16 protein-coding genes, 1 tRNA gene and 2 rRNA genes are annotated in these 15,019 nt (G+C 43.8%); 18 read left to right on the forward strand and 1 reads right to left on the reverse strand.

Annotation, left to right across the window (positions count from 1 at the left end; genetic code table 11):
* The 3 genes from D8886_RS11735 to D8886_RS08525 form a co-directional block, all read left to right on the forward strand.
* Positions 1-251, forward strand: a 23S ribosomal RNA gene (locus D8886_RS11735); the annotation flags it as partial.
* Between the two features lie 116 nt (positions 252-367).
* Positions 368-483 (forward strand): 5S ribosomal RNA (gene rrf, locus D8886_RS08520).
* Between the two features lie 5 nt (positions 484-488).
* A tRNA-Asn gene (locus tag D8886_RS08525) sits at positions 489-562 on the forward strand.
* Between the two features lie 229 nt (positions 563-791).
* Here D8886_RS08525 and D8886_RS08530 read toward each other — a convergent pair.
* Positions 792-2,156 carry an aspartate kinase gene (locus D8886_RS08530; protein ID WP_125435124.1) on the reverse strand — a complete coding sequence of 455 codons (1,365 nt, stop codon included), beginning with the start codon at positions 2,154-2,156 and terminating at the stop codon, positions 792-794.
* Positions 2,157-2,406: 250 nt separating this feature from the next.
* Here D8886_RS08530 and D8886_RS08535 point away from each other — a divergent pair, with 250 nt between their 5' ends.
* The 15 genes from D8886_RS08535 to D8886_RS08605 all read left to right on the forward strand — a co-directional run bounded on the left by D8886_RS08535 (position 2,407) and on the right by D8886_RS08605 (position 14,957).
* On the forward strand, positions 2,407-3,198 hold the full coding sequence (locus D8886_RS08535) for an enoyl-CoA hydratase (RefSeq protein ID WP_125435126.1): 792 nt from the start codon (positions 2,407-2,409) through the stop codon (positions 3,196-3,198).
* Between the two features lie 141 nt (positions 3,199-3,339).
* Positions 3,340-3,774 carry a fatty acid biosynthesis transcriptional regulator FabT gene (gene fabT, locus D8886_RS08540; RefSeq protein ID WP_002901186.1) on the forward strand — a complete coding sequence of 145 codons (435 nt, stop codon included), beginning with the start codon at positions 3,340-3,342 and terminating at the stop codon, positions 3,772-3,774.
* Complete coding sequence (locus D8886_RS08545) at positions 3,774-4,748, forward strand: beta-ketoacyl-ACP synthase III (protein ID WP_125435128.1); 975 nt, start codon at positions 3,774-3,776, stop codon at positions 4,746-4,748. The genes fabT and D8886_RS08545 overlap by 1 nt, the downstream gene beginning before the upstream one ends.
* Before the next feature lie 55 nt (positions 4,749-4,803).
* Positions 4,804-5,028: an acyl carrier protein gene (locus tag D8886_RS08550; protein ID WP_002893611.1), complete on the forward strand. Its 225-nt coding sequence runs from the start codon at positions 4,804-4,806 to the stop codon at positions 5,026-5,028.
* A 136-nt stretch (positions 5,029-5,164) separates the two neighbouring features.
* Positions 5,165-6,139 (forward strand): enoyl-[acyl-carrier-protein] reductase FabK, encoded by a 975-nt coding sequence (gene fabK / locus D8886_RS08555; RefSeq protein ID WP_002893610.1) that lies wholly within the window; start codon positions 5,165-5,167, stop codon positions 6,137-6,139.
* Positions 6,132-7,052, forward strand: a complete 921-nt coding sequence (gene fabD, locus D8886_RS08560) for an ACP S-malonyltransferase (protein WP_125435130.1) — start codon at positions 6,132-6,134, stop codon at positions 7,050-7,052. The genes fabK and fabD overlap by 8 nt, the downstream gene beginning before the upstream one ends.
* Before the next feature lie 12 nt (positions 7,053-7,064).
* Positions 7,065-7,799, forward strand: a complete 735-nt coding sequence (gene fabG, locus D8886_RS08565; RefSeq protein ID WP_125435132.1) for a 3-oxoacyl-[acyl-carrier-protein] reductase — start codon at positions 7,065-7,067, stop codon at positions 7,797-7,799.
* Between the two features lie 64 nt (positions 7,800-7,863).
* Complete coding sequence (gene fabF / locus D8886_RS08570; RefSeq protein WP_002901177.1) at positions 7,864-9,096, forward strand: beta-ketoacyl-ACP synthase II; 1,233 nt, start codon at positions 7,864-7,866, stop codon at positions 9,094-9,096.
* Between the two features lie 6 nt (positions 9,097-9,102).
* Positions 9,103-9,591 (forward strand): acetyl-CoA carboxylase biotin carboxyl carrier protein, encoded by a 489-nt coding sequence (gene accB, locus D8886_RS08575; RefSeq protein WP_125435134.1) that lies wholly within the window; start codon positions 9,103-9,105, stop codon positions 9,589-9,591.
* Positions 9,588-10,010, forward strand: coding sequence for a 3-hydroxyacyl-ACP dehydratase FabZ (gene fabZ, locus D8886_RS08580; RefSeq protein ID WP_002896886.1), 423 nt, complete (start codon positions 9,588-9,590; stop codon positions 10,008-10,010). The genes accB and fabZ overlap by 4 nt, the downstream gene beginning before the upstream one ends.
* An 18-nt stretch (positions 10,011-10,028) precedes the next feature.
* Complete coding sequence (locus D8886_RS08585; RefSeq protein WP_125435136.1) at positions 10,029-11,396, forward strand: acetyl-CoA carboxylase biotin carboxylase subunit; 1,368 nt, start codon at positions 10,029-10,031, stop codon at positions 11,394-11,396.
* A gap of 99 nt (positions 11,397-11,495) precedes the next feature.
* Positions 11,496-12,359 carry an acetyl-CoA carboxylase, carboxyltransferase subunit beta gene (gene accD / locus D8886_RS08590; RefSeq protein WP_002901174.1) on the forward strand — a complete coding sequence of 288 codons (864 nt, stop codon included), beginning with the start codon at positions 11,496-11,498 and terminating at the stop codon, positions 12,357-12,359.
* Positions 12,356-13,126, forward strand: a complete 771-nt coding sequence (locus tag D8886_RS08595) for an acetyl-CoA carboxylase carboxyl transferase subunit alpha (protein ID WP_125435138.1) — start codon at positions 12,356-12,358, stop codon at positions 13,124-13,126. The genes accD and D8886_RS08595 overlap by 4 nt, the downstream gene beginning before the upstream one ends.
* 199 nt (positions 13,127-13,325) lie before the next feature.
* On the forward strand, positions 13,326-13,874 hold the full coding sequence (locus D8886_RS08600; protein ID WP_009659051.1) for a carboxymuconolactone decarboxylase family protein: 549 nt from the start codon (positions 13,326-13,328) through the stop codon (positions 13,872-13,874).
* 18 nt (positions 13,875-13,892) lie between these two features.
* Positions 13,893-14,957 (forward strand): acyl-CoA dehydrogenase family protein, encoded by a 1,065-nt coding sequence (locus D8886_RS08605; protein WP_002925828.1) that lies wholly within the window; start codon positions 13,893-13,895, stop codon positions 14,955-14,957.
* The last annotated feature ends 62 nt before the right edge of the window (positions 14,958-15,019 follow it).

Genomic DNA, 15,019 nt, shown 5'->3' on the forward strand with positions numbered 1-15,019 from the left:
AGAGGACCAGAAGAGGACCAGAGTGGACTTACCGCTGGTGTACCAGTTGTTCTGCCAAGAGCATCGCTGGGTAGCTATGTAGGGAAGGGATAAACGCTGAAAGCATCTAAGTGTGAAACCCACCTCAAGATGAGATTTCCCATAACGCAAGTTAGTAAGAGCCCTGAGAGAAGATCAGGTTGATAGGTTAGAAGTGGAAGTGTGGTGACACATGGAGCGGACTAATACTAATCGCTCGAGGACTTATCCTAGAATAAGAGATTCATCAGAGTGCAGCGAATGGTTTAGAGAAATGTGAGATTTGATATTGTATTCAATTTTGAGTTGACAAGTCTTGTCTGAGAGGACAGGGAAGTTAATTCAATAGTTAAGTGACGATAGCCTAGGAGATACACCTGTACCCATGCCGAACACAGCAGTTAAGCCCTAGAACGCCGGAAGTAGTTGGGGGTTGCCCCCTGTGAGATATGGAAGTCGCTTGGCACTTATCCGCCATAGCTCAGTTGGTAGTAGCGCATGACTGTTAATCATGATGTCGTAGGTTCGAGTCCTACTGGCGGAGTTTCAAAGAGGTTTTTACCTCTTTTTATTTTTAGTGATAGAATATACTGGAGACAAGGTATTCTATAGTCTTATTGATGAGCTATGAAACTTCTATTAGTTCTTAGTGTATTCTAAAGTTTGACTTTGTATTCTTTATAGTTGAATGAAAAAAGCAGAAGTTAGTCAGTGACTAGTTTCTGCTTTTTTGATCAGAGTTTGTTTGATAAAAATGGTTTCTAAATCTGGACTTACTTTAGAGTTTGGGGTTCAAAGAAAGCTCGGTAAAGTGCACGAATAGCAGCTTTTTCTTGATTTTTTTCAACAACAAACATGATGGATACTTCGCTTGAGCCTTGGGACATCATTTGAATGTTGATGTTATTTTCTGAAAGAGCTTTAGTTGCAGTGGCAGTAACCCCGATATGGCTTTTCATTTTTTCGCCGACAATCATGATAATGGAAAGGTTGTGTTCGATTTCTGCATGATCAACCTCTGCTTTTTGAACAAGCTGGCGAAGGATTTCTTCCTCTTTGATAGGAGTTAATTCGCGCTCGCGCAAGATAATGGAAAGGTCATCAATTCCTGTAGGCATGTGCTCCCAACCAATATTCAAATCTTCTAGAATTTGAAGGACACGTCTACCAAAGCCGATTTCTCTGTTCATCAGGTACTTGGACATGTTAATGCTGACAAAGCCTGCATCTCCAGCAATCCCAACGACCGGGAGGTGATCCTTGCTATGTTTATGAACAATTTGTGTTCCAGGATGTTCTGGATTGTTGGTATTTTTAATAACCAGCGGGATTTTGCCGCGGTAAGCTGGAAGCAGAGCTTCATCATGGAGAACTGTAAAGCCAGCGTAGGCCAATTCACGCATTTCCCGATAGGTTAGCTCAGGAATGGAATGTGGTTTGTGAACGATGCCGGGATGGGCAGCAAAGATTCCGTCAACATCAGTAAAGTTTTCATAGACATCTGCTTTGACTCCCGCAGCAATGATAGAGCCCGTAATATCAGAACCTCCGCGAGAGAAAGTACAGATTTGTCCATCTTGAGTTACACCAAAGAAACCAGGAATAACTAGAACTTCATCAGAATTGTTGAGTTCTTCAATCTTATCATAGCTGGAAGGAAGAATTCTTGCATTGCCAGGCTCACTGGAAACGACGAGTCCTGCTTCTCTCGGATGCACGTAGCTAGCTGGAACGCCATTTTGACTGAAATATGCTGCAATTAATTTAGCGTTGTTGTTTTCTCCTGCTGCAAGGAAAGTATCATAAAGAAATGCATTATCTTCAATTGGCAAAGTTGCAAGGCTTGTGATGCTTTTGGAAATTTTCTCCAGAACTTTTGGTTTCAAACCTAGTTCTGCCACCATATCTGCATAGCGATTGATAATCCACTGTTGGTTTGGTGTGACATCATTTCCTGCTATGTACTCTCGGTAATATTTAATCAGAGCATCGGTTACTTTGATATCGTCATCATGGCGTTTTCCTGGCGCTGATACTACAACAAATCGACGTTCAGGATCAGATTTGACGATATTCAAAACTTTTTCTAATTGAGTCGCAGAAGCCAGTGAACTTCCGCCAAATTTTACAACTTTCATAGGTTCTCCTATCTTATTTTAAAAATTATAACAAAATTCTGAAAATTATTCAAACGCGGTTTTTATACTATTTTTATCCAAATTACTACTTTTACACTTCAAATTTGAAGACCATCTAATTTTTCCCATTTTTTATTTCCTTTCTTTTATATTTTATGATAAAATATAAGTTGTTTATAATTTGAATATCAAATTATTTAAGAATAAAACAAAACGGCTGATTTGAGATCGGGTCGGGAATGGAGCTGAAATGACATTTAATGGAATTCTCTATCATGTAGCAGATGAGGTGGCAACGATTACTTTCAATCGTCCTGAAGTTTCAAATGGCTTTAATATTCCTATGTGTGAGGAAATTTTAGAGGCTATTGAACTTGCTGCTAAGGATGAGTCCGTCAAATTTTTAGTTATCAATGCAAATGGTAAGGTTTTTTCAGTGGGCGGGGATTTGGCTGAGATGCAGAGAGCTGTCAGTGATGATGATGTCCAATCCTTGGTGAAAATCGCAGAACTGGTGAACGATATTTCTTTTGCTATGAAACGTCTTCCTAAGCCTGTCATAATGAGTGTTGATGGCCCAGTTGCTGGTGCGGCTGCTAATATGGTCGTTGCAGCAGATTTCTGTATTGCCACTGAAAAATCCCGTTTCATTCAGGCCTTTGTCGGTGTTGGTCTGGCGCCAGATGCTGGCGGTCTTTACTTACTGACTCGTGCTATCGGGGTGACTCGGGCGACCCATCTGGTTATGACTGGGGAAGCTCTGACTGCAGAGAAAGCTCTGGATTACGGCTTGCTTTATAAAGTCTGTGAAGCAGAAAAGTTGGAAAAAACAACGGAACAGTTGCTGAAGAAGCTGAAACGCGGTTCTCTTAATTCTTACAGAGCCATGAAAGAAATGGTCTGGAAGAGTTTGTTTGGCGGCTGGTCTGAGTATGCTGAGCTAGAATTGGAGCTTCAGAAATCGCTGGCTTTCACAGAAGATTTCAAAGAGGGAGTTCGGGCATACTCTGAGAAGCGTCGTCCAAACTTCACAGGTAAATAATGTATTGGTTCAAGGTTGCTTATTTTGCAAGTTGTTTACAAAAATATTTGAAAATCAAATTAATTTTCAAAAAAGCTTGCAAATTGTTTTTCCATCTGATAAAATTTGATTGTCAAAGTATTTTCTTAAGGAGGGTTGGTTTTGAATTTTCAGTTAGTAAATGATTACTTAACGTCTATTTTCAATAATGTCTTGGTTATTGAAGAATCGAGCCTAAGAAGCAGTCGCTTCAACGACGTCTCTATTAAGGAAATGCATACGATAGATGTCATCGGTACAACCCCAAATGCTACTCCAAGTGATATATCACGAGAATTGATGGTTACCTTGGGAACTGTTACGACCAGTTTGAATAATCTGGAGCGTAAGGGTTATATTGAGCGGCGTCGGTCGGAAGTTGACCGTCGCGTGGTGCATCTGAATTTGACAAAGAATGGACGGCTTTTGTATCGTCTTCACAAGCGATTCCACAACCGCATGGTCATGCAGGTAGTTGATGGGATGAGTCCAGAAGAGAGACAAGTGATGCAAAAGGGCCTGCAAAATTTATATAGTTTCCTAGAGGATTTGAAATAATGAACTATGCTAAGATTAGCCAGGTGGCTCATTATGCTCCCCGTCAGGTTGTCAGCAATGATGATCTGGCCGAGATTATGGATACCAGTGATGAGTGGATTTCAAGTCGAACTGGGATTAAAAACCGCCATTTATCGTCAGATGAAACGACCAGTGATTTAGCGACAAAAGTTGCAGAGAATTTGCTGCAAAAGTCAGGGACTTCTGCTCAAGACCTGGACTTTATCATTGTTGCCACCATTACGCCGGATTCTTTAATGCCTTCAACTGCTGCGAGAGTACAGGCCAATATTGGGGCCAAGAATGCATTTGCCTTTGATCTGACGGCGGCCTGCAGTGGCTTTATCTTCGCCTTATCAACTGGGGAAAAATTAATTTCTTCTGGCCGTTATCAAAAAGGTCTGATCATAGGTAGTGAGACCCTTTCTAAGACGGTAGATTGGTCGGATCGTTCAACGGCTGTTCTCTTCGGAGATGGTGCTGGCGGTGTCCTGTTGGAAAGTGCTTCAGAACAGCATTTTTTGGCAGAAAGTCAGTTTACGGACGGATCACGCGGAGATAGTCTGACCTGCGGAAAAATCGGTTTGTCTTCACCTTTTTCTGAAAAAGGTGAGAATCAGCCTTATCTGACAATGGACGGTAGAGCTATTTTCGACTTTGCTATTCGTGATGTTGCTCGTTCTATCAAAGAAACCATCGAAAGCAGTCAGCTTTCAGTGGAAGATTTGGATTTTCTGTTGCTGCATCAGGCCAATATCCGTATTTTGGATAAAATGGCTAAGAAGCTTGGTGTTGCTCGGGAGAAACTTCCGGCTAACATGATGGAATATGGCAATACTAGTGCAGCTAGCATCCCGATTTTATTATCTGAGTGTGTCGAGCAAGGGCTGATCAAACTGAACGGAAATCAGACAATTTTGATGTCAGGTTTCGGTGGAGGTTTGACATGGGGCACGCTTATTGTTACAATTTAGTTAATCAAGTGGAAACACATGATAAAAAATATTTTATTTTTAAAGGAGTCTATCCATGGCAGTATTTGAAAAAGTACAAGAAATTATCGTTGAAGAACTTGGCAAAGAGCCATCAGAAGTTACTCTTGAGTCAACTTTCGATGATCTTGAAGCAGATTCATTGGACTTATTCCAAGTGATTTCAGAAATTGAAGATGCATTTGACATCCAAATCGAAACTGAAGAAGGTTTGAACACGGTTGGTGATTTGGTTGCTTATGTAGAAGAAAAAACTAAATAAGCAAGTAACTGAGAGTATCGAAAGATATTCTCTCTTGTTTAGGTAATAGTTTGACTGTCAAAGTAAAGAAAATACATCGAGTATGTGATAGTTTGAGATCAAGCTATTACTTAAGCAATGATAAAAGGAAGGTATTATGCAAACACGTATTACAGAATTATTGAATATTGATTATCCTATTTTCCAAGGCGGGATGGCCTGGGTTGCTGATGGTGACTTGGCTGGCGCGGTTTCAAAAGCTGGCGGTCTTGGTATCATCGGTGGCGGAAATGCACCTAAAGAAGTGGTAAAGGCTAATATTGATAAGATTAAGTCTTTAACAGACCGTCCTTTCGGGGTTAATATCATGCTTCTTTCTCCTTTTGCAGACGATATTGTGGATCTCGTCATTGAAGAGGGAGTAAAAGTAGTAACGACTGGTGCGGGTAATCCAAGCAAGCACATGGCTCGTTTCCATGAAGCAGGGATTACAGTTATCCCTGTAGTGCCAAGTGTAGCCTTGGCTAAGCGGATGGAAAAAATCGGTGCGGATGCAGTCATTGCAGAAGGAATGGAAGCCGGTGGGCACATCGGGAAATTGACAACCATGTCCTTGGTTCGTCAGGTTGCAGAAGCAGTTAGCATTCCGGTTATCGCTGCAGGTGGTATTGCGGATGGTTCTGGGGCTGCGGCTGGATTTATGCTAGGAGCGGAGGCCGTTCAGGTCGGAACACGCTTTGTCGTTGCTAAGGAATCCAATGCCCATCAAAACTATAAGAACATGATTTTGAAGGCTCGCGATATTGATACAACTATCTCTGCCCAGCATTTCGGCCATGCGGTTCGTGCTATTAAGAATAAGCTGACGCGTGATTTCGAAAAGGCAGAAAAAGAAGCCTTCAAGCAAGAAAATCCAGATTTGACTGTTTTTGAAAATCTTGGAGCTGGTGCTTTGGCTAATGCGGTTGTTCGCGGAGATGTGGAAAATGGTTCCGTCATGTCTGGTCAAATTGCTGGTTTAATCAGTAAGGAAGAGACAGTCGAAGAAATCCTCAAAGATATCTACTATGGTGCTGCTGAGAAGATTCAGCAGGAAGCAAAACGTTGGGCAGGAGTAACTAGAAATGACTAAAAGAGCCTTTCTCTTTGCCGGTCAAGGAGCGCAGTACCTTGGAATGGGGCGCGAGCTTTATGATCAGTATGAGCTTGTTCGGTCAACTTTTGATGAGGCTAGCCAAGTTCTAGGCTATGATGTCCGAGCTTTGATCGATCAGGATGAGGAAAAGCTCAATCAAACTCGCTACACGCAACCGGCTATTTTAACGACTTCAGTAGCTATTTATCGCCTCTTGGCTGATAAGGGAATCGAGCCTGATATGGTAGCAGGTCTCTCACTTGGAGAATATTCTGCCTTGGTAGCTGCTGGTGCTCTTGATTTTAAGACAGCAGTGGCCTTGGTCGCTAAGCGGGGTAGCTTCATGGAAGAGGCAGCTCCAGCAGGTTCTGGGAAAATGGTCGCAGTTTTAAATTCAGAAGTTTCTCTCATCGAAGAGGTCTGTCAGGAAGCAAGCGCTATTGGTGTAGTCTCACCAGCTAACTATAATACGCCTAGTCAAATCGTTATCGGTGGAGAAGTGGCGGCAGTAGATAAGGCGGTGGAGCTTTTGAAAGATGCCGGTGTCAAGCGCTTAATCCCGCTCAATGTATCCGGACCTTTCCATACAGCGCTTTTAAAGCCAGCCAGCCAACGATTGGCAGAAGTCTTGGAAACAGTTGAGTTTTCAGATTTTGTACGGCCATTAGTCGGAAATACAGAAGCAACTGTGATGGAAAAAGAGAGAGTCAAAGAGCTTTTGACTCGTCAGGTAATGGAGCCAGTGCGTTTCTATGACAGCATTGCTAAAATGCAGGAAGCTGGTGTGACTGAGTTTGTCGAAATTGGTCCTGGCAAAGTTCTATCTGGTTTTATTAAGAAAATTGATAAATCTGCGGATGTACGCCAAGTTGAAGATGTAGAAAGTTTGAATTCTCTTCTAGAAAAATAATGAGGAATCATCATGGAATTACAAAACAAGAATGTGTTAATTACAGGGTCTGCTCGTGGGATTGGGCTGGCAATTGCGCATAAATTTGCCAGTGTTGGAGCCAATGTTATCTTAAACGGACTAAGTGGGATTTCTGATGATATTTTGGCTGAATTTGCAGGATATTCTGGTAAAGTCGTAGCTGTTATTGGGGATGTGTCTAAAGCTGAAGATGCCCAGCGGATAGTGGAAGAAGCTGTTGTGGCTCTGGGGTCTGTGGATGTATTGGTCAATAACGCTGGTATTACACGTGATAAGCTGATGCTGAAAATGACGGAAGAAGATTTTGAGCAGGTGCTGAAAGTGAACTTGACTGGAACATTCAATATGACACAATCAGTCCTGAAACCGATGACAAAAGCTCGTCAGGGTGCTATTATCAACCTATCGAGTGTCGTTGGTTTGGCTGGAAATATCGGTCAGGCAAACTATGCAGCTTCCAAGGCCGGTCTGATTGGTTTTTCTAAGTCAGTAGCCCGTGAAGTGGAAGCGCGTAATATCCGTGTCAACTGCATTGCCCCTGGCTTTATCGCATCTGATATGACAGATGTGCTCCCAGAAAAAATTAAGGAAGCGTCTCTGGCACTCATTCCAATGAAGCGTTTTGGTACTCCAGAAGAAGTAGCAGATGTTGCTCTCTTCTTGGCGGGTCAAGAATATCTGACGGGTCAAGTCATCACGATTGATGGCGGCTTTACTATGCAGTAAGTCACAGTTTTTGAATATTAACGAGTAGAAAATCAGTTGATTCATCTAAATAAAGGAGCTCAATATGAAACTTAATCGAGTTGTTGTAACAGGATACGGTTTAACTTCACCTATCGGGAATACTCCAGAAGAATTCTGGAATAATTTAAAAGAAGGCAATATTGGAATCGGTCCAATTACTAAATTTGATCATAGTGAATACAGTGTTCACAATGCGGCGGAAATTCAGGATTTTCCATTTGATAAATATTTTGTCAAAAAGGATACCAACCGTTATGATAATTACACTCTTTATGCGCTTTATGCCTCTCAAGAAGCGGTGAATAATGCTCACTTAGATGTAGATACGCTGGATAAGGATCGCTTTGGTGTCATTGTGGCCTCAGGTATCGGCGGGATTCAGGAAATTGAAGAGCAGGTTGTTCGCTTGCATGAAAAAGGTCCTAAACGTATCAAACCTTTGACCTTGCCAAAAGCCCTGCCAAATATGGGGGCAGGAAATGTGGCTATGCGCTTTGGAGCCAATGGTATCTGTAAGTCGGTCAATACAGCCTGTGCCTCAGCAAACGATGCGATTGGTGAAGCTTTCCGCTCAATTAAATTTGGCTATCAAGATGTAATGCTGGTCGGTGGTTCAGAAGCTTCTATTACACCATTTGCGATTGCTGGTTTCCAAGCCCTGACTGCTCTTTCTACCACAGAAGATCCTAAGCGCGCTTCTATTCCTTTTGATAAGGACCGCAATGGCTTTGTCATGGGTGAAGGTTCTGGTATGCTGGTTCTGGAAAGTTTGGAACATGCTGAGAAACGCGGAGCTACTATCTTGGCTGAGGTGGTAGGATACGGTCATACTTGTGACGCTTACCATATGACTTCTCCGCATCCAGAAGGTTTGGGAGCTATCAAGGCGATCAAACAAGCGGTTGAAGAAGCTGAAATTGAGCCAAAAGATGTGGCTTATGTCAATGCTCACGGTACATCGACCCCTGCTAACGAAAAAGGTGAAAGCGGAGCCATTGTTTCTGTCTTTGGTAAAGATGTAGCGGTGTCTTCAACCAAATCCTTTACAGGACACCTGCTCGGAGCGGCGGGCGCAGTTGAGGCTATTGCAACGATTGAAGCAATGCGTCATAGCTATGTGCCGAAAACAGCTGGTACAACAGAGTTGCCAGACTATATTGAAGCCAACGTTATTTACGGTCAAGGTAAGGAACAGGAAATCCCTTATGCGATTTCCAATACATTTGGCTTTGGCGGGCACAATGCCGTTCTTGCCTTTAAACGCTGGGAGGCTTAAAAACCTATGAATATCAACGAAATTAAAGATTTAATGGCGCAGTTTGACCAGTCTAGTCTGCGTGAGTTTTCTTACAAAAATCAGAGCGATGAACTGACTTTTAGTAAGAATGAAGGTCAGGCTCCAGTTCCAACAGCCAGTGCAGCTCCAATTGCTGCACCTTTGCAGGCTGCGAGTGTGCCTGTGATTGAGCCAACTCCTCAAGCAGCTCCGCCTGCAGAGCCAGAAGCAGTTTCAGAAGCTCCGGCACCTGCTGCTGAAGGTGATGTTGTGGAAAGTCCTTTGGTTGGTGTGGCTTACTTAGCAGCTGGTCCAGACAAGCCGCCGTTTGTATCTGTTGGAGACCAAGTTAAAAAAGGTCAAACCCTGATGATTATTGAAGCGATGAAGGTCATGAATGAAGTTCCAGCACCTAAAGATGGTCTGGTTACAGAAATTCTGGTTCAGAATGAAGAAATGGTTGAATTTGGGAAAGGGCTGGTACGCATCAAATGATTGATATCAATGCAATAAAAGAAGCACTTCCGCACCGCTATCCGATGCTTTTGGTAGACCGCGTTTTGGAAGTTAGTGAAGATGAGATTGTCGCTCTGAAAAATGTGACAGTCAATGAGCCTTTCTTTAACGGCCATTTTCCTCAATATCCTGTTATGCCAGGTGTTTTGATTATGGAAGCTCTGGCTCAAACTGCCGGTGTGCTGGAATTGTCCAAAGAAGAAAATAAGGGCAAACTGGTCTTCTATGCTGGCATGGACAAGGTTAAGTTCAAGAAGCAAGTTGTACCAGGTGATCAACTGATTATGACAGCTAAGTTTGTCAAGCGCCGCGGAACGATTGCGGTTGTAGAGGCGAAAGCAGAAGTTGATGGAAAACTTGCAGCCAGCGGTACCTTGACCTTTGCGATTGGCCAGTAGATAAAAGGAGCTTTCACCATGTTTCGTAAAATTTTAATTGCTAACCGTGGGGAAATTGCGGTCAGAATTATTCGTGCAGCCCGCGAGTTGGGAATTGATACGGTAGCCGTCCATTCAACGGCTGACAAGGAAGCACTCCATACCTTACTGGCGGATGAGGCTGTCTGTATCGGTCCAGCCAAATCCACTGATTCTTATCTGAATATGAACGCTGTCCTGTCTGCTGCTGTTCTGACAGGTGCGGAAGCCATACATCCTGGTTTTGGTTTTTTGAGCGAAAACTCTAAATTTGCGACCATGTGCGAAGAAGTCGGCATTAAGTTTATTGGGCCTTCAGGTGCTGTCATGGACTTGATGGGGGACAAGATTAATGCTCGGGCTCAGATGATTAAGGCGAAAGTGCCGGTTATCCCAGGTTCTGATGGAGAAGTTCATACCTCTGAAGAAGCTTTGGAAGTTGCCGAAAAGATTGGTTATCCAGTCATGCTTAAAGCTTCTGCTGGTGGCGGCGGCAAGGGCATTCGTAAGGTTGAAAAGGCTGAGGATTTAGTAGCGGCCTTTGAGTCTGCTTCTAGCGAAGCAAAAGCAGCCTTTGGTAATGGTGCCATGTATATGGAGCGAGTCATCTATCCAGCGCGCCATATTGAAGTGCAGATTTTGGCAGATCAGCAGGGGCATGTGGTCCACTTGGGCGAGCGGGATTGCTCTTTGCAGCGTAATAATCAGAAGGTGCTGGAAGAAAGTCCATCTGTGGCGATTGGGAAAACCCTGCGTCAGCAGATTGGTGAAGCAGCTGTTCGGGCTGCTCAGTCTGTCGGCTATGAAAATGCCGGAACGATTGAGTTTCTGCTTGATGAAGCCAAGGGTGAATTCTACTTTATGGAGATGAACACTCGGGTGCAGGTTGAGCATCCAGTCACCGAGTTTGTTACCGGTGTGGATATTGTAAAAGAGCAGATTAAGATTGCAAACGGTCAAGAGCTGTCCTTCAGTCAGGATGATGTTGAAATCCGAGGGCATGCGATTGAGTGTCGGATCAATGCTGAAAATCCAGCCTTTAACTTTGCACCGAGTCCAGGTAAGATTTCAAATGTTTATCTGCCAAGCGGTGGAGTGGGTCTGCGCGTGGATTCAGCCGTCTATCCTGGCTATACCATCCCGCCTTACTACGATAGCATGATTGCGAAGATAATTGTTCACGGGGAAAACCGATTTGATGCTCTGATGAAGATGCAACGTGCACTCTATGAACTAGAAATTGACGGTGTTGTGACCAATAGTGGCTTCCAACTGGACTTAATCTCAGATTCTAATGTAATTGCTGGTGATTATGACACAGCCTTTCTCATGGAGAAGTTCCTTCCGGCTTATCAAGAGAAACAATAGATACGACATGTAAGAGCTGCTCTGTAAACTCGAAAGACAGTGGCTATTGCAGTTTGATGTGCCTGAGTATAAAATCTTGAAAAGGAGAAGACGTAAACGATGGCTTTGTTTTCAAAGAAGGATAAATATATCCGTATCAATCCTAATCGAGCGAGTCGGGAAAAGCCTCAAGCAAAGCCTGAGGTACCAGACGAACTCTTTTCGAAATGCCCAGGTTGTAAGCATACCATTTACCAAAAAGATCTTGGAAATGACAGTGTGTGTCCTAACTGTGGCTATAATTTCCGTATTTCTGCTCATGAGCGCTTAAACCTAACCGTAGATGAGAATAGTTTTGAGGAGATGTTCACTGGAATTGAAACCAAGGATCCTCTGAACTTCCCTAATTATCAAGAAAAATTGGCTCTTACCCGTGAGAAGACGGGACTTGATGAGGCGGTTCTGACTGGAACAGCTAGCATCAAGGGGCATAAAACGGCTCTTGGAATCATGGATTCAAACTTTATCATGGCTTCTATGGGGACAGTTGTGGGTGAAAAGATTACCCGTCTCTTTGAGTATGCGACAGAGCATAAATTGCCAGTAGTGCTGTTTACGGCTTCTGGCGGTGCCCGCATGCAGGAGGGAATTATGAGCTTGATGCAGATGGCTAAGGTCTCTGCGGCTGTTCAGCGTCACTCTGCAGCAGGACTCTTCTATCTGACTGTCTTGACAGATCCGACAACTGGTGGTGTTACAGCCTCTTTCGCTATGGAAGGCGATATTATTCTGGCTGAAACACAGGCTCTAGTTGGATTTGCGGGGCGTCGGGTCATTGAATCCACAGTCCGTGAGAAGCTACCAGATGATTTTCAAAAGGCTGAATTTCTCATGGAGCATGGTTTTGTAGATGCCATCGTCAAGCGTGGTGACATGAGAGATACACTTGCTACCTTATTAGCATTCCATGGAGGTCAAGCATGACAAAAATCACTCGGATTATTAAAGAAGCGCGTGATCAGGCTCGTTTGACTGCGCTGGATTTTGCACAAGGAATTTTTGATAACTTCGTCGAGTTGCATGGGGATCGCTCTTTTCGAGATGACGGTGCGGTGATTGGCGGTATTGGGACGCTAAACGGTCAGCCTGTAACGGTGGTCGGTATTCAAAAGGGACGCAATTTGCAGGATAATTTGCGCCGAAACTTTGGTCAGCCGCATCCAGAAGGCTACCGCAAGGCTCTGCGCCTCATGAAGCAGGCGGAAAAATTTGGCCGTCCTGTGGTAACTTTTATTAATACGGCAGGTGCTTATCCTGGTGTCGGTGCTGAGGAACGTGGCCAAGGGGAAGCTATTGCCCGTAACTTGATGGAAATGAGCAATCTCAAAGTACCGATTATTGCCATCATCATTGGTGAAGGTGGCTCAGGTGGTGCCTTGGCTTTGGCTGTAGCAGACAAGGTCTGGATGCTGGAAAACTCTATGTATGCAGTTCTAAGTCCAGAAGGCTTTGCTTCTATCCTCTGGAAAGACGGCAGCCGCGCTATGGAAGCAGCAGAGCTTATGAAAATTACTTCACACGAGCTCTTGCAGATGGAAGTGGTGGATAAGGTCATTCCTGAAAGAGGCTTTAACAACCATGAATTACTGGCTGCAGTGAAAGAAGAAATTGTTGCTGAGTTGAATAGTCTGTCTCAGCTACCCTTGGAGCAATTACTGGAAAATCGCTATCAGAGATTCAGGAAATATTAAAAAATCGAAGCCAAAAGGCTTCTTTTTCTCGTTTCGGATTCTTGTTTGGAATTGATGTGGAGCTACCTCACGAGGGAAATATATTTTAGTTTGAAAAATCGCATTATATTCTCTTTATAGGACTTATATAAAATATATATTATACAAGCTATTGGTCCTATGTTAAGATAGTTTCTAATTAAAAGAAATGAGGTTTCATATGTCAGAATTTACTATCCACACGATTGAGTCCGCACCAGCTGAGGTAAAAGAAGTCCTGGAAACTGTTCAAAAAGATAACGGTGGCTACATTCCCAATCTTATAGGTCTTTTAGCCAATGCGCCAACGGCTTTGGAAACATATCGGACGGTTGGAGCTATCAATCGCCGTAACAGCCTAACACCAACTGAGCGTGAAGTAGTGCAGATTACGGCTGCAGTTACCAATGGCTGTGCTTTCTGTGTAGCGGGCCATACAGCCTTTTCAATCAAGCAGATTCAAATGAATGATGATCTTTTGGAGGCTCTGCGCAATCGTACTCCGATTGATACAGATCCGAAGCTAGATACGCTTGCTAAATTTACCATTGCTGTCATTAATACTAAGGGACGGGTCGGAGATGAGGCTTTGGCAGATTTCTTAGAAGCGGGCTATACACATGAGAATGCTCTGGATGTAGTTCTAGGTGTCAGCCTTGCGACCCTTTGCAATTATGCCAATAATCTGGCCAACACACCAATTAATCCGGAATTGCAGCCTTATGCCTAGTCTTTGAGGAGGTGGCAAATGACATTTTTTTCAGAAGAGTTTATCAACTGGTTGGATGACCATGCTGACCAAATTGACAAAGAATCCTGTGCAGCGGGTAACCAACTGATTGAGCGTATCGCCGCTGAAGGGTCCTTTCGGGTTGGCGTTCCAGAAGAGCTGGGAGGCCGAGGTGGCAATGATACGGATGTGATTGAAGTGCTCAAGGAGCTGGCTCACCATTCTTTGACCGCTTCCTTTATCTCTTGGGGGCAAAGGACCTTTATTGATAACATTTTAAAATCTCCTAATCCCTACTTTAGAGACCACTATTTGGAAGGGCTCCTGTCAGGGGAATATGCAGGTGCGACAGCCCTGTCCAATGCTGTCAAATTCCTGTCGGACTTAGAAGAGTTAAATGTCTCTATTGTGGAAGAAGATGGGCAGCTTTATCTCAAGGGGCGTCTGCCTTGGGTAACCAATGCTCGTGCGGATCGCTTCCTCAGCATATTTGTTGCTGGTTTCGAAGATGGGAGCCACCAGCCGCTGGTTCTGGCTGTGCCATCTGACGCAAAGAATTTTTCCCGTTCAGCGGATTTAGAGTTTGTATCCTTGCAAGGGGGAAATACAGCTGCCCTGACCTTTAATCATGTGCCTTTGCAAAAGGAATGGATTCTCGCTCAAGATGCACAGGCCTTTTTGGCAGAAAATCGCCCAGCTTTTCTAGGTTATCAGTTTGGTCTGGCTCTTGGCCTAGCAGAGAAGTCTTTGGAGGAGGTTGAAGCTAATCTGTCAGTCCGCTCTATTTTGAGAGAGGAGTGGGAGGAGCAAGTGGCTGCTCTGACTGCGATCCAGGAACAGCTCTATAGAGGTCTTCTCCAGCCTGGTTATTTTGTTGAACGTCCTAAGGAGCTCTTCCAGCTGCGAATTGATATAGTTGATGTGGTAGCTCAAAGTCTGCTCTTGGAGCTGCAGGCTAGTGGAGGCAGAGGATATTTGAGTAATTCGACTTCTGGCTTTATCCGTCGTTGGAACGAAGGAGCATTTCTTCCCATTGTCTCACCGAGTGCAGTCCAGCTGCGGCATATTTTAGAAGTTTCATAGAAATGATGGCAAATAAATGTTTGACTGTCATTGAAAAGGAACTTCAAAACATTACTATAAAG

The organism is Streptococcus sanguinis (genome assembly GCF_003943655.1).
Lineage (GTDB): Bacteria > Bacillota > Bacilli > Lactobacillales > Streptococcaceae > Streptococcus > Streptococcus sanguinis_F.

Coding starts and splice junctions, on each gene's coding strand:
- accD (WP_002901174.1), top strand. CDS start 11,496: ATGGCTTTGTTTTCAAAGAAGGATAAATATATCCGTATCAATCCTAAT.
- D8886_RS08605 (WP_002925828.1), top strand. CDS start 13,893: ATGACATTTTTTTCAGAAGAGTTTATCAACTGGTTGGATGACCATGCT.
- fabG (WP_125435132.1), top strand. CDS start 7,065: ATGGAATTACAAAACAAGAATGTGTTAATTACAGGGTCTGCTCGTGGG.
- D8886_RS08550 (WP_002893611.1), top strand. CDS start 4,804: ATGGCAGTATTTGAAAAAGTACAAGAAATTATCGTTGAAGAACTTGGC.
- D8886_RS08545 (WP_125435128.1), top strand. CDS start 3,774: ATGAACTATGCTAAGATTAGCCAGGTGGCTCATTATGCTCCCCGTCAG.
- D8886_RS08585 (WP_125435136.1), top strand. CDS start 10,029: ATGTTTCGTAAAATTTTAATTGCTAACCGTGGGGAAATTGCGGTCAGA.
- fabF (WP_002901177.1), top strand. CDS start 7,864: ATGAAACTTAATCGAGTTGTTGTAACAGGATACGGTTTAACTTCACCT.
- D8886_RS08595 (WP_125435138.1), top strand. CDS start 12,356: ATGACAAAAATCACTCGGATTATTAAAGAAGCGCGTGATCAGGCTCGT.
- D8886_RS08535 (WP_125435126.1), top strand. CDS start 2,407: ATGACATTTAATGGAATTCTCTATCATGTAGCAGATGAGGTGGCAACG.
- fabZ (WP_002896886.1), top strand. CDS start 9,588: ATGATTGATATCAATGCAATAAAAGAAGCACTTCCGCACCGCTATCCG.
- accB (WP_125435134.1), top strand. CDS start 9,103: ATGAATATCAACGAAATTAAAGATTTAATGGCGCAGTTTGACCAGTCT.
- fabD (WP_125435130.1), top strand. CDS start 6,132: ATGACTAAAAGAGCCTTTCTCTTTGCCGGTCAAGGAGCGCAGTACCTT.
- D8886_RS08530 (WP_125435124.1), bottom strand. CDS start 2,156: ATGAAAGTTGTAAAATTTGGCGGAAGTTCACTGGCTTCTGCGACTCAA.
- D8886_RS08600 (WP_009659051.1), top strand. CDS start 13,326: ATGTCAGAATTTACTATCCACACGATTGAGTCCGCACCAGCTGAGGTA.
- fabK (WP_002893610.1), top strand. CDS start 5,165: ATGCAAACACGTATTACAGAATTATTGAATATTGATTATCCTATTTTC.